General features: G+C 65.0%; 8 protein-coding genes and 1 riboswitch. Of the genes, 3 read left to right on the plus strand and 5 right to left on the minus strand.

Features of this window, described 5'->3' with window-relative positions; genetic code table 11:
• Positions 1–8: 8 nt before the first annotated feature.
• Positions 9–2,243, minus strand: a complete 2,235-nt coding sequence (locus tag IB243_RS15310; RefSeq protein WP_225584981.1) for an EAL domain-containing protein — start codon at positions 2,241–2,243, stop codon at positions 9–11.
• Positions 2,244–2,409: 166 nt separating this feature from the next.
• On the opposite strand from IB243_RS15310, the gene aroC reads away from it, so the two are divergent.
• Complete coding sequence (gene aroC, locus IB243_RS15315; protein ID WP_192428122.1) at positions 2,410–3,507, plus strand: chorismate synthase; 1,098 nt, start codon at positions 2,410–2,412, stop codon at positions 3,505–3,507.
• Between the two features lie 193 nt (positions 3,508–3,700).
• Positions 3,701–5,518: a bifunctional UDP-sugar hydrolase/5'-nucleotidase gene (locus IB243_RS15320; protein ID WP_192428124.1), complete on the plus strand. Its 1,818-nt coding sequence runs from the start codon at positions 3,701–3,703 to the stop codon at positions 5,516–5,518.
• Positions 5,519–5,556: 38 nt separating this feature from the next.
• Here the strand turns inward: IB243_RS15320 and IB243_RS15325 are convergent, their stop codons facing one another.
• The 4 genes from IB243_RS15325 to IB243_RS15340 form a co-directional block, all read right to left on the minus strand.
• Positions 5,557–6,459 carry a DMT family transporter gene (locus IB243_RS15325; protein WP_010457811.1) on the minus strand — a complete coding sequence of 301 codons (903 nt, stop codon included), beginning with the start codon at positions 6,457–6,459 and terminating at the stop codon, positions 5,557–5,559.
• A gap of 293 nt (positions 6,460–6,752) precedes the next feature.
• Positions 6,753–7,202 (minus strand): transcriptional regulator NrdR, encoded by a 450-nt coding sequence (nrdR, locus tag IB243_RS15330; protein ID WP_010457813.1) that lies wholly within the window; start codon positions 7,200–7,202, stop codon positions 6,753–6,755.
• Between the two features lie 21 nt (positions 7,203–7,223).
• Complete coding sequence (glyA, locus tag IB243_RS15335; RefSeq protein ID WP_192428125.1) at positions 7,224–8,468, minus strand: serine hydroxymethyltransferase; 1,245 nt, start codon at positions 8,466–8,468, stop codon at positions 7,224–7,226.
• 35 nt (positions 8,469–8,503) lie between these two features.
• Positions 8,504–8,659, minus strand: a riboswitch (ZMP/ZTP riboswitch).
• 89 nt (positions 8,660–8,748) lie between these two features.
• Entirely contained in the window at positions 8,749–9,588 is an 840-nt protein-coding gene (locus tag IB243_RS15340; protein WP_192428127.1) for a lytic transglycosylase domain-containing protein, read from the minus strand.
• A gap of 946 nt (positions 9,589–10,534) precedes the next feature.
• Here IB243_RS15340 and IB243_RS15345 point away from each other — a divergent pair.
• Positions 10,535–13,297, plus strand: coding sequence for a DUF349 domain-containing protein (locus IB243_RS15345; protein WP_192428129.1), 2,763 nt, complete (start codon positions 10,535–10,537; stop codon positions 13,295–13,297).
• Positions 13,298–13,405 lie beyond the last annotated feature (108 nt).

Raw genomic sequence — 13,405 nt, forward strand, 5'->3', positions numbered from 1 at the left:
CTCTATTCTCAGCGCAGGCCCGGCACCTGCGCGCCAAGCCAGGCCTCCAGCTCATCCGGTGGCATGGGTTTGCCAAACAGATAGCCCTGCATGACAGGGCAACCGTGGGCCTGCAGCCATTGCTGTTGCCCGCTGGTTTCCACCCCTTCGGCCACTACCACCGTGCCCAGGCTGTGGGCAATGCTGAGCACCGACACCGTGAGGGCGCGTGCGGTGGGGCTGGTGGTGAGGTCTTGCACAAACGCCATGTCCAGCTTGAGTTCGCTGATGGGCAGGCGGTGCAGGTAGCTCAGGCTGGAGTAACCCGTGCCGAAGTCGTCCAGCGAGAGCTTGAACCCCTTGTTGTGCAGCGCCTCGATGTTGGCCAGCGTCACCGGTCGCGCGTCCATCATCACGCTTTCGGTGATCTCCAGCAGCACATCGTCCGTGCTCAGGCCGTGGCGCTCCAGGGCATCACAGACCTGCTGTGCAAACTCTGCCTGGTGGAAGCTGCGCCCCGACAGGTTCACGGCCACGCAGGGCACGCTGTGGCCGGCCGCACGCCATGCCGACAGCTGTGCACAGGCTTCGTCCAGCAGCCACAGGGTCAGCTGGTGAATGAGCCCGGCTTCTTCGGCCACGGGGATGAACCGGGTGGGGGGCACCATGCCCCATTCGGGGTGTTGCCAGCGCGCCAGGGCTTCCACGCCGTGCAGGGTGCCAGGTGCAATGCTGAGCACCTGGGGCTGGTAGTGCAGGCTGAGGCTGCGGTCGGCCAGGGCCTGGCGCAAGGCACGTTCCAGGGCGGCGCGCTCCTGCGCGCGCCGGTTCATTTCGGCACTGAACAATTGCAGGCTGTGCCGGTGATCGCTTTTGGCCTGGACCATGGCCTGGTCGGCATGGCGCAGGAGTGTGTCGATCGCATCGCCATCTTCCGGAAACATCGCAATGCCAATGCTGGCGTGGCAGACATGGGCCTGTCCGTGGATGTCCATGGGGCGTGCCATTTCTTGCAGCATGCGGTGGGCTGTCTGCACGGCCTGCTCGGTGGTGCATTCGGACAGCAGCAGCACAAATTCATCACCCGCCAAGCGGCCAATCAGATCGCGCGCACGCAGGCATTGCGTCAGCCGCTTGGCCACCTCGCACAGCAGTGCGTCGCCTGCGGCATGGCCTTGTATGTCATTGATCTGCTTGAAGCGGTCCAGATCGATGAACAGCAGCGCGCCGGGGTGGTTGTCCTGCCGCAGGCTGACAAGCGCCCGTGCGGCACTGCTGCGGAACATGGCGCGATTGGGCAGCCCGGTGAGTTCGTCAAAGAAGGCAAGCTGGTGAATACGCTCGCGTGTGGCGTTGCGCTCAATGGCCAGCGCGCACAGGTGCAGGCACACGTCCACCAGCCGGTGGTGCAGCGCGTCCGGGCCGCGCGGCTCCCGAAAGTAGAACGCAAAGGTGCCAATCACCTTTCCCGTATGGTCACAGATCGGGCTGGACCAGCAGGCCCGCATGCCACTGGACTCAAACAGGGCGCGGTAGTCGGCCCACAGGGGGTCGGTGGCGATGTTTGTGACCGCCACGGGTTCGCCCCGGAAGGCTGCGGCACCGCAGGAGCCCGCACGGGGCCCGATGGGAGCTCCGTCGAGCGCCTGGCTGATGGCAGGCGGCAGCCCCGGAGCCGCCAGCGGGCGGAGCAGGCCCCGCTCGTCCACGGCCAGGATGGATGCCGTGACTTCGGGGGCGATGCGTTCGACTTCGCGGCATACCAGGGTCATCAGGTCTGCCAGCGGCAGTTCGTTGACCATTCCCTCGAGCACCCGCTTTTGCAGCACTTCGTGCATTTTGGTGAGCGTGATGTCGGTCAGCACCGTGATGGTGCCGCCCGGCCCGCCCGAGGCCTCGTCCGAGGCATTGATCATCATCGCCACCCAGCGCGGCTGGCCGGCCTTGCTGTACAGCAGCGTCTCGACATGGAAGACGCCCTGCTTGTGGATGCCGTCACGGATTTCCCCCAGCAGCCCGGGGTCGGAGTGCGGGCCCAGCAACACATCGCTGAGGTATTTGCCCAGGACCTCGGTGGGGCTGAACCCGAACAGGCGTGTGAACCCTTCGTTGACATACACCACGTGCCTGGCACTGTCGCTCATCACAATGGCGTTGTCGCTGGCGTCCAATGCCCGGCGCAACGGGGCATCGGCCAGGGGGGCTGGCGGCGGGGTGCCGGGGTGGGATGGGGAATCGGAAGAGTGCGGGGCTGAAACGGGCATGAACGTCCCAAAGATCGGGTACTGATGCTAGCAAGCGCGCGTTGCAATGCCAAGCGCGTTTGTGGCGTGTGTTTGTCTGCACCACATTTCGCACCCCGGCCTTGATGCAGGGTGCTCCATCGCGTGTGCCGAGCCGGTGGTCGCCGCTCTGGGATAATCCATCGCCATGAGCGGCAATACCTTCGGTTCCCTATTCGCAGTCACCAACTTTGGTGAATCCCACGGCCCGGCCATTGGCTGCGTGATCGACGGTTGCCCGCCCGGCATGCCGCTCACCGAGGCCGACATCCAGGCGGACCTGGACCGGCGCCGCCCCGGCACCAGCCGCCACGTCACCCAGCGCAACGAGCCCGATGCGGTGGAAATCCTCTCCGGCGTGTACGAGGGCAAGACCACCGGCACACCGATCGCGCTGTTGATCCGCAACACCGACCAGCGCAGCAAGGACTACAGCAACATCGCCGAGAGCTTCCGCCCCGGCCATGCCGACTACACCTACTGGCACAAGTACGGCATCCGCGACCCGCGCGGCGGTGGCCGCTCTTCGGCCCGGCTCACTGCGCCCACGGTGGCCGCCGGTGCGGTGGCCAAGAAGTGGCTGGCCCAGCAGTACGGCGCCCAGTTCCGGGCCTGCATGACCCAGCTGGGTGAGCTGGCCATCCCGTTCGAGAGCTGGGACCATGTGCGCAGCAACCCTTTCTTCGCCCCCGTGGCCGACGTGCAGCAGTACGAGGACTACATGGACGCCCTGCGCAAGGCCGGTGATTCGTGTGGTGCCCGCATTCGCGTGCAGGCCACCGGCGTGCCTGTAGGGCTGGGCGAGCCGCTCTATGACAAGCTCGACGCCGACATCGCACACGCCATGATGGGGCTGAACGCTGTGAAGGGGGTGGAGATTGGCGCTGGTTTTGCCAGCGTGGCCCACCGGGGCACGATGCACGGCGACTCGATGACGCCCCAGGGCTTTCGCACCAACAACGCGGGTGGCGTGCTGGGCGGCATCAGCACCGGGCAGGACCTGGAGGTGAGCATCGCCATCAAGCCGACCAGCTCCATCATCAGTCCGCGCGAATCGATCGATGTGCATGGCAAGAGCACCGAAGTCATCACCAAGGGCCGCCACGACCCCTGCGTGGGCATCCGTGCCGCGCCGATTGCCGAAGCGCTGCTCGCACTGGTCGTCATGGACCATGCCCTGCGCCACCGTGCCCAATGCGGCGATGTGGTGCCGCCGGTGCCGCCCATCCAGGCCTCGTTCCTGTAGCGGGTGCAGCGCGCTGCGGGGCGGGCCCGGGCGCGCTGAAGCAGGTGATGGCGGGGCGTGCAGCGATGTGCGCCCTTTTTTCTTTGACATGACTTATGCAAAAACTGGGTTCGGGCATGCGGCTCGCTCCATGGCTAGGCGGCTGTTGCATCCAGATTTGCGTAAGTCCTATTTGATTGAACAAGGCAGTCCCATGCGCAGGTTGTTGGCACAGGCATTCAATGGATCGGACTGGGCTCGCAGCGGGTCGGCGCTTGCCGCGGTGGGCGCGCTCGGGGCTCTGCTGGCGGGTTGCGGCACGGCCGTGCCGTTCGCGGGCGGGCAGGGGCCCGAGTACATCGACATCACGCTGATTGGCTTCAATGACCTGCATGGCAACCTGGAGCCGCCCCACATGGCGCACAGGGTGCAGGGGCCGTCAGGGCCCGTGGCCGCGCCTGCAGGGGGCATGGCCTACCTGGCCAGTGCCATGGCGGCGCTCAAGGCCCGGGGCCCGCACCATGCGGTGGTGTCGGCAGGGGACATGGTGGGTGCGTCGCCACTGGTGTCCTCGCTCTTCCTGGACGAGCCCACCATCGAGGCCGTCAATCTCATGCAGATTGACTTCAATGCCGTGGGCAACCATGAGTTCGACCGGGGCTGGCGCGAACTGCTGCGCCTGCAGCAGGGTGGCTGCGAGAAGTTCACCGCGCGCCAGCCCTGCCAGATCAGCCAGCCCTTTGCGGGCGCACGGTTCGGTTTTCTGGCCGCCAACACCGTGCGCACCGAGGATGGGCGCACGCTGCTGCCCGCCACCGGGCTCAAGCGCTTCACGGAGGGTGGGGTGACAGTCACCCTGGGCGTGATCGGGCTTACGCTGCAGGCCACGCCCACCATGGTCAGCCCCTCGGGCGTTGCGGGCCTGCGCTTTGAGGACGAAGCGGCCACGGCCAATGCCCTGATTCCGCAGCTGCGGGCCCAGGGCGCCGATGTGATCGCCGTCGTCATCCACGAGGGCGGTAGCACCACGGCGGGTGTGCAGGAGACTAGCTGCGCGGGCCTCTCCGGCGACATCGTCCCCATTTTGGAGCGGCTGGATCCGGCCGTGGACGTGGTGGTTTCGGGCCACACGCACCAGGCCTATGTCTGCGACTACAGCCGCGTGAACCCTGCCAAACCCTTTCTGCTGACCAGCGCCGGGCAGTACGGCACGCTGCTCACGGACATTCAATTGCGGGTAGACCCCCGGACGCGCCGCGTGGTGCACAAGGCGGCGCGCAACGTGGTGGTGCAGGGCGAGGCTTTCACCGGCAGCCAGGGGCACGTGCCGCTCACCTCGGCCGTGCCGACCTTTCCGGCCGATCCGCAGGTGCAGAAGGTCATCGACACCTACCGCGCCGCCGCCGTGCCGCTGGCCCAGCGTCCCGTGGGGCAGGCCGTTGCGGCCCTGCGGCGCACGCCGGCTCCATCGCTAGAAAGCGCGCTGGGGAACCTGGTGGCCGACGCGCAGCTTCATGCCACGCGTGCACCGGAGCAGGGTGGGGCGCAGCTGTCGTTCATGAACCCGGGTGGACTGCGCGCTGACCTGGTGCCCGACGGACAGGGGCTGGTGCGCTACGGCCAGTTGTTTGCGGTGCAACCATTCGGCAACCAGCTGGTCGTCAAGACCTTCACGGGAGCGCAGGTCAAGGCGGCGCTGGAACAGCAGTTCGCCAGCGGCAGCAACACCGTGCAGCGGCCCCGGGTGTTGTCGGCGTCGGCAGGGTTTTCGTACCGCTACGACCTCACCCAGCCAGCGGGTGCGCGCATCAGCCACATGGCGCTGAACGGCACACCGCTGCAGGACGATGCGCTGGTGCGCGTGGTGCTGAGCAGCTACCTCGATAGCGGTGGCGACAACTTCACGGTGCTGGCCCAAGGCCGTGACCGCCTGGTGGGTGGGCTGGACCTGGACGCGCTGGAGGCCTACTTCCGCGCCCACAGTCCGGTGCCGGTGCCCGCCATCGACCGTATTTCCCGCGTGGCCCGCTGAACTGCCCGTTCGGGTGGTTGGGCGGTGTTGTCCGGCACTTAGCTGCGCCCTGGGCGCAGTGCCGCCAACCAGCGCAATGGGTTGAAGCCGGTCACCAGACCGGTGGCCACCAGCACCAGCGCTCCGCCCCACACCATCCCGGTGCCCAATGCCTCGTCCAGAAAGATGTGGCCCCAGGCCACGCCGAACAGCGGAATCATGAAAGCCGAACTCATGGCCGCCACGGGCGAGACATGTTGGAGCACCCGCAGGTTGAGCCAGTAGGCCAGGCCCGAGGTCACGACGCCCATCACCGCCACAGCAGCCAGCGCGCCCGGTGTGAAGTGCGCTTCGGGCAGGCTCCAGGCCGCACCCGGCAGCAGCAACACCAGCGCTGCGGCGTGAATGCCGGCGGCGATCGACAGGGGCGACATGCGGGTGGTGGCGCGCTTCATCCAGGTGGTCGAAACGCCGTAGCAGGCCGAAGCGACGATGCAGCCCAGGGCCGCGATCAGCAGCGCTGGCGTGGGCTCCATGGGGCCCAGCTGCACGATCAGGGCCACGCCCGCAAAGCCGCACAGGCAGCCCAGCCATTTGCGCAGGCTCAGCGTGTCCTCCTTCATCCACGCAGCGGCCAGTACGCTGAACGGAACGGCCATGGTGTTGAGCAGTGAGCTGTACCCCGCCGGCAGGTGCAAGGCGGCCCACGAGTAGAGCAGGAAGGGCACCGCGACCGTGAGCGTACCCAGCCCGAGCAGCTCCCGCCAATGGCGCCACGGCCACGATTCGTTGGCGACCCGCATGATGCCGATGAGCGTCAGCGTGGCCAGGCCAATGCGCAGCGCGGCCATGACGTTGGGCCCCAGTACAGGGCTGGCAATGCGGATGAAAAGAAACGAGGCGCCCCACAGGGCGGACAGCAGCACCAGCTGCAGGAAGTGGCGGGTTTTCACCGGGCGCATTGTCGGGCACTGGCGGGGGGGCGCACCGGCGCACGCCAAGCCAATTTTTAAGTCAAATTGGCCTCTAGCGCTTATTCGGAAAGCGTTTGTAGCTATCAATACAGGAGTATTTTGCGGTGTGGCATACGCGACAGCGGTGGCCCACTCCGGCGTACATCCATCTTCTGTGGATGCTTGTTTGCTATATTATTTGTAGCTGCTAGCGCTTGCTGGTGAAGCGCTGGATTGCAAAAATCCTTGAAATCGCCCGGCCCTGGGGCGAACACCGGTGCAGATACGAATGCAGGTGCCGGTTACTTGCGCACTTCATCGACCATGGCGCGGAAGTCGTCGATGTCTTCAAAGCTGCGGTACACGCTGGCAAAGCGGATGTAGGCCACCTTGTCGAGCTTCTTGAGTTCGCGCATCACCAGCTCGCCAATGCGGCTGGAGATCACTTCGCGTTGGCCCAGGTTGAGCAGCTTTTCCTCGATGCGCTCGATGGCGCTGTCGATCTGGTCGGTGCTGACCGGGCGCTTGCGCAGCGCCAGGTTGAACGAGGCAAGCAGCTTGCCGCGCTCGTATTCGATGCGCCGGCCGTCCTTTTTGACGATGGCCGGGAAGTTCACTTCCGGCCGTTCGTAGGTGGTAAAGCGCTTGTCGCACGCGCCGCACTGGCGGCGGCGGCGGATGAAGACCCCATCCTCAGACACCCGCGTTTCAACGACTTGCGTTTCGAGGTGGCTGCAGAAGGGGCACTTCATGGTGGCTGCCGAGTCCCTGGCTTAACGGTAGACGGGGAAGCGTGCGGTCAGCGCATTGACCTTGGCACGCACCGCAGCGATATTGGCTTCGTCGCGGGGGTTGTCCAGCACGTCGGCGATCAGGTGGGCGGTGATGCGGGCTTCTTCTTCCTTGAAGCCGCGCGTGGTCATGGCAGGGGTGCCGATGCGCACACCACTCGTGACCATCGGCTTTTCAGGGTCGTTGGGGATCGCGTTCTTGTTGATGGTCATGTGGGCGGCGCCCAGCACGGCCTCGGCTTCCTTGCCGGTGATGCCCTTGGCGCGCAGGTCCACCAGCATCACGTGGCTTTGCGTGCCACCGCTCACGATGCGCAGGCCGCGTGCGGTCAACGTCTCGGCCACCACCTTGGCATTCTTGGCAACCTGTTCCTGGTAGGTCTTGAACTCGGGCTGCAGCGCTTCCTTGAACGCCACGGCCTTGGCCGCGATCACGTGCATCAGCGGGCCACCTTGCAGGCCGGGGAAGATGGCGCTGTTGATGGCCTTCTCGTGCTGGGCCTTCATCAGGATGATGCCGCCACGGGGGCCGCGCAGGCTCTTGTGGGTGGTGGAAGTGACCACGTCGGCGTGCGGCACGGGGTTGGGGTACACGCCCGCGGCGATCAGGCCAGCGTAGTGGGCCATGTCCACCATGAAGATCGCGCCCACGTCCTTGGCCACCTTGGCAAAGCGTGCGAAGTCGATGTGCAGGCTGTAGGCCGAGGCTCCGGCGATGATGAGCTTGGGCTTGGTTTCGTGGGCCTTCTTCTCCATCGCTTCGTAGTCGATGGCTTCGTTGGCATCCAGGCCGTAGGAGACCACGTTGAACCACTTGCCGGACATGTTCAGCGGCATGCCGTGCGTCAGGTGGCCGCCTTCGGCCAGACTCATGCCCATGATGGTGTCGCCGGGCTTCAAGAAGGCCAGGAACACGGCTTCGTTGGCGGAGGCTCCGCAGTGCGGCTGCACGTTGGCGGCCTCGGCGCCGAAGATCTGCTTGACGCGGTCGATGGCCAACTGCTCGGCCACGTCCACATGCTCGCAGCCACCGTAGTAGCGCTTGCCAGGGTAGCCTTCGGCGTATTTGTTGGTCAGTTGCGTGCCCTGCGCCCACATCACGGCGGGGGAGGCGTAGTTCTCGCTGGCGATCAGCTCGATGTGGTGCTCTTGCCGGGCGTTTTCAGCCTGGATGGCGGCAAACAGCTCGGGGTCGGTTTGTTCGACAAGAAGATTGCGGTCGTACATGATTGGCAGTCCTATGAACTTGTGTCCCTTGAAACAAGGGCTGCCCAGGCGAACGGCTGAACGCAGAAGGGATGAACCCCGTGCGGCACGCTTCCCAGTGGTTCACAAGAGGCAAGCCCTTGTCGGTTTCCACGTCAGCGGCGGCACCCTGTGTCCAGATGCCGCGCCTATCGCCAGTCGCGTACATCGCTAGTGTAGCTGACGTGGCGTGCGCAAATGTGTCGGGGAGCTGAGGGGCGTGCCCCGGGGAGGTGTGCTTCCCCCGGGCTAGAAGCCCAGGTCAGAGCGCGGAGAGCAGGGCCACCTTGTCGCCGCTGGCTGCTGGCGTTGCGGGCGGTGCAGAGACCGGAATGGCCTGTACGGGAGCTTGTGTGGAGAGGCTTGGAGGTGGCGTGGTGGGCATGGTGCGGCCGCCTGCGACCTGCCGCAGGCGGAAATGCTCAGACATCACCTTGGCCGCATAACCGCCGTCGTCGGCCATGTTGCCCGCGCCCACGTAAAAGCGCAGTCCACCTTCCACCGAGCCGGCGCGTGCAATGCACTCCTGCAGGACCTTCACGCCCACGCGCAGATTGCTCACCGGGTCAAAGGCTGCAAAGTGCCCGCCAAAATTCTGGTACTTGTCGGTGTGCACATTGGTCATCACCTGCATGAGCCCTTGAGCGCCAACGGCGCTTTGTGCAAACGGATTGAAGCTGGACTCAATAGCCATGATGGCAAGGATCAGCGTGGGATCAATCTTGGACTTCGCGCCGATTTCATAGGCCTCTGCCACCAGCACGCTCAGCGGCTCGGGGGCCACGCGGTACTTCTTGCTGAGCCAGAAGGCCACTGCGGCCTGCTCTTTGGGCAGGTCCTTGGGGTTACCTGCCGTGGCGCGCTCGCTGGCTTCCGGTTCGATGGGCATGCCAAGCACTTCCACCTGGCGGGCTTGCAGCCAGTTCATCAATTGCGCTTCGCCAGCCTGGCGCAAGTCCGGGCGGGCCGTGAGGGTGATCACGACAAAGGCGACAGCCAGGCCGATGAGGGCGAAGCTGTTGTGGGTGATTTCAAGAAAACCTTCGGTCACGTCGGCCACAAAGGTCCGTACGCCGGAGATCATTTTTCCTGACGCTGTCATAGCTCTTCCTTTCTGAGGCGCCGCAGTGAGCCGGGCAGTCATCGGGGACTGTCTCGTCTCGGCGGATCGCCTGGATTGGTACGCCATCAAGTGAGGCCGCACGTCTTGGGTGTGCTTGGGGCCTGCTTTGACTTAGCCGGGTTCGGCAGCGAGGTTGGGGTTTTTACTAGCCTGTTTTCGGGGCTGGCGGATTCTAGAAGTTCACTAAATGCTTAGTCAATACTAACAAATTAATTTTTAAGATCATTGAGTTATGAAAAACATGTGAAAAATCACAGCTTTTGGGGGGCGTGTGCGTGTCTGGCGCCCAGGTCTGTGGGGATGCCTGTTACATGGACGTGTCAAATTCAATCGCCGGTCTTTTCGCCATTGAGAATCCAGTTTGAGTTGCAGCGGCAGCTTTGGTAAGGTTGCGTTGCCTGTAGATTTCAGGCATCGCCAGACGAAGACAAGTCTCCCTCCGAGGGCACGCAGTGCCCTGGTGCAGCAGATGCGGCTTCCACGGCAAACCCTGGAGGCAATACCTTGCCTCCTCGCCATGTGGACCTTCATCTCCGCATTGCGACCGATGGCAAAGACCGTTGTGTCAGCCGTCAAGCCCGGCAGGCAGTCCATGAGGCACTGTCTGCCGGGCTTTCTTATTGGTGGTGTGGCGTGCTTTTTGGGCCCTTGGCCCTTATATATAGATAATGGGGGCTGTTCCCTAGAGCAGCGGCAGTTCGCCCGCAGTAGCGGGCGGCACCCTGGCGGGGCCGCAGCATGTCAGCCCGTCTGGCAAAGCCTTGTGCCAGATCACCCCCGGGGCTTGGCACACCGTCATGCTGCGGCCTGTTTGCCAAACCCGGTGAAAATAGCTTCTTTGTTGCCCTGGCGCGCGTGCAGCGCAGTTGCCGGGGCAGGCCTTCAGGCAATGCGCCCGGGGCCGCCTTTGTTATCCATTGGATCCATGTTTCCATTTTTTTCCCGCAGCAAAATGTCCGACGCACCTGAAGTGAATCCGGCCCCGGCCAAAACCCATGAGCCGCATCCGCTTGATGCGTTGACCGGTGGCGCTTTTTCTGCCGCCACCTCCGGCGAGCGCGCCTCCCGCATTCGTGACTGGCTGGCAACCCAGCCGGCCCATGAGCAGTTGCAGGAGGTTTTCAAAGAACTGAGCGGGCGTGACAAGGGCGCTGCGCGCGCGGTGCGTGAGCGCCTCGATGAAATCCGCCGCGCCAAGGGCCAGGAGGCCATTGCCGCCGAGTGGGCGGAAAAGGCGCAGGCGCTGCTGTCAGCCCCCAAACTCAACATTGCCGATGCCTTGGCATGGCAACGCGACGCCGCCAAAGCGGGCGCGCCGCTGTCGCGCGAGCCGTTGTCGCTGCTCAAGGTGCAGGTCGCGGACCGCGTGAAGGTCATTGAGGATCTGCAGCACCGCGTCCAAGTGCAGCGAGAGGCGGCCGTGTTGCTGGCCCAGCGCATCGAAGTGCTCTCTACCAAGCCCTGGCGCGACGCCCAGGCTGCGCTCGAACTGCTGCGTGCCGATGTGGCGCGTTGGCAGGAACAGGCGCAGGAATTGACCGGCGATGCCAGCTGGGCAAGCGTAGAAGCACGGTTTCCACCGCTGCTCGATGCGTCGCGCACCCAGTTGTTGGTGGTATGGGAGGCATTTCAACCCGCGGTGGCCCAGGCTGTGGCGGCTTCTGAGGATGCTGGCGCGCCGTTGCCTCCTGTGCCTGTCTGGGCTGATGAGCTGCGTGCAGCGCGTGGCCTGCCCACAGAGGCCGCTGCTGCAGCGGCGGCAGCCAAGCCTGCGCGTGCGGCCAAGCCCAAGGTGGCGCCTGAAGTTGTTGAGAAGGCTGTGCAGGGCGTGCGCGAAGCCCTGGCAGTCCTTGAGAAAGAAACTGCCGAGGGCCATGGCAAGGCCAGTGCTGGCGCTGCAGCCGCGCTGCGCGCTGTGCTGAAGGTGCACGGCAAACACATCGACAATGCTCTGGAGCAACAGGTCCACGCAGCCCTGGTGGCGGCGGGTGAACTGGAAGGCTGGCAACGCTGGAGTGCGGACCAGGTGCGTGAAGACCTGGTGGCCAAGGCTGAGGCCTTGCTCAACCGCCCTGAAGGCCAGGCTCTGGGCGGCCGCAAGATGCAGGAAACCCTGCGCAACCTGCGTGAACAATGGAAACAGGCGGACCAGGGTGGGGCACCCAACCATGGTCTGTGGAAGAAATTCGACGAAGCCTGCAATGCTGCGCACAAGGTGGTGGAGGCTTGGCTGGACAAGATCCGTACCGAGGCGGCAGAGCACAAGGCTCAGCGCCTGGCGCTGATCGAAGAAGTCAAGGCATGGGCACACGAGCATGCTGCCTCCGGCGACTGGAAGGCCATCAACCGTGCCCTCCACCAGTTTGGTGATCGCTGGCGCGAAGGCGGCCATGTGGGGGAGAAGCTTTTTGCGGAGTTGCAACCTCTTTGGAAGCAGGCGATTTCCCTGGCAGCAGCGCCACTCGAAACTGCGCAGAAGGAAAGCCTGGCCCGCCGCCACGCGATGATCGACGAGGCCATGGCCCTTGGTGCGGCGCCCACCTTGCGCATCGATGCGGTCAAGGCGCTGCAGCAGCGCTGGCAGGCTGAGGCGCAGGGGGTGCCTCTGGACCGCAAGCACGAGCAGAAGCTGTGGGATGCCTTCCGTAAACCCATTGATGAAGCCTTCAACCGCAAGTCGGCGGACCGCGAGCGTGCTGTCACCGAATTGAGCGCACGTGATCGCGTGGTGCTGGAGGCGTCCAAGGCGCTGGAGGCCGCCAACGCCAGCGGCGATGCACAACAGATCCGTTCGGCCATGCAGGCGCTGGAGGCCGCGCTGCGCGGTCAGGCGCAGGCGGCGGAAGCCGTTGCCACGGCGCACAAGGATGCACAGTCGCATGCAGACGCGCAGGCGGATTCTGCCCCTGTTGCTGTCGAAAACGGATCGACTGAATCCGCGGAAACTCCTGATGGTGGTGACGGTGCGGCAGTCGAGGCCCCCGCAACGGCACCTGCAGCGCCCAAGCCCGCAGCGCGACCCGTGGTGGCGGTGCGTGGTGATGACCGTCCTGGCATGAAGAAGGACGCGCCTGCAGCTCCTGGCCGTGGAGGTCGCCAGGGTGAGCGTCGTGATGCCCGTCCCGGCGACCGCGACGGTGCCCGCGGTCCGCGCAGCGATGGCCGCATGGGCGATCGCGTGGACCGTGGTGGCCGTTTTGGCGATCGCCCGGCGTTCGAGGATCGAGGCCCTCGCCTGGGTGACACGGCGTTCCGAGCCCAGCGCGAAGCCATGGAGCACGCCCAGCTGGCTTTGAAGAAGCTGGCGGCGCAGGCTCATGGAGAGGCGCTGACTCAGCTGCTGACGGCATGGGAGAAGCGCGATGCGGCGCTTGTGCCTGGTACGCAGGATCTGGGCTCGGGTGTGACTGCATCGGTGCGCAGCGCCTGGGCGCAAGCGCTGTCGTCTGCTCCCAAGGGAGATGCGTCCGAGGCGCTGCTGCGTCTGGAGATGGCAGCCGAGGCTCCCACGCCAGCTGAGCACATTGCTGCCCGGCGCATGCTGCAATTGCAATTGCTCACGCGCCGCAATGATCCTGCGCCTGCCCAGACTTGGGGTCAGGATGCGGCGCGCGTGCTGGCCAGTGCCAGTGATGCGGTGAGTGCACGCCGTTTGCAGAATGTGCTGAAGACGTTGCTGCGCAAGTGATGTGAATGGGGGCGTGCGCGCTTTTGCGCGCATGCCCTTGAGGCTCGGCGGTTGCCGTGCTTGGCGAAGGTGGGATTGCTGGAGGAGAGGAGTTGTCCGCCAATGGAA

The organism is Acidovorax sp. ACV01, from assembly GCF_014851495.1.
Taxonomy (GTDB): Bacteria; Pseudomonadota; Gammaproteobacteria; order Burkholderiales; family Burkholderiaceae_C; genus Acidovorax; species Acidovorax radicis.

Coding starts and splice junctions, on each gene's coding strand:
- IB243_RS15345 (WP_192428129.1), top strand. CDS start 10,535: ATGTTTCCATTTTTTTCCCGCAGCAAAATGTCCGACGCACCTGAAGTG.
- glyA (WP_192428125.1), bottom strand. CDS start 8,468: ATGTACGACCGCAATCTTCTTGTCGAACAAACCGACCCCGAGCTGTTT.
- IB243_RS15340 (WP_192428127.1), bottom strand. CDS start 9,588: ATGACAGCGTCAGGAAAAATGATCTCCGGCGTACGGACCTTTGTGGCC.
- nrdR (WP_010457813.1), bottom strand. CDS start 7,202: ATGAAGTGCCCCTTCTGCAGCCACCTCGAAACGCAAGTCGTTGAAACG.
- aroC (WP_192428122.1), top strand. CDS start 2,410: ATGAGCGGCAATACCTTCGGTTCCCTATTCGCAGTCACCAACTTTGGT.
- IB243_RS15325 (WP_010457811.1), bottom strand. CDS start 6,459: ATGCGCCCGGTGAAAACCCGCCACTTCCTGCAGCTGGTGCTGCTGTCC.
- IB243_RS15310 (WP_225584981.1), bottom strand. CDS start 2,243: ATGCCCGTTTCAGCCCCGCACTCTTCCGATTCCCCATCCCACCCCGGC.
- IB243_RS15320 (WP_192428124.1), top strand. CDS start 3,701: ATGCGCAGGTTGTTGGCACAGGCATTCAATGGATCGGACTGGGCTCGC.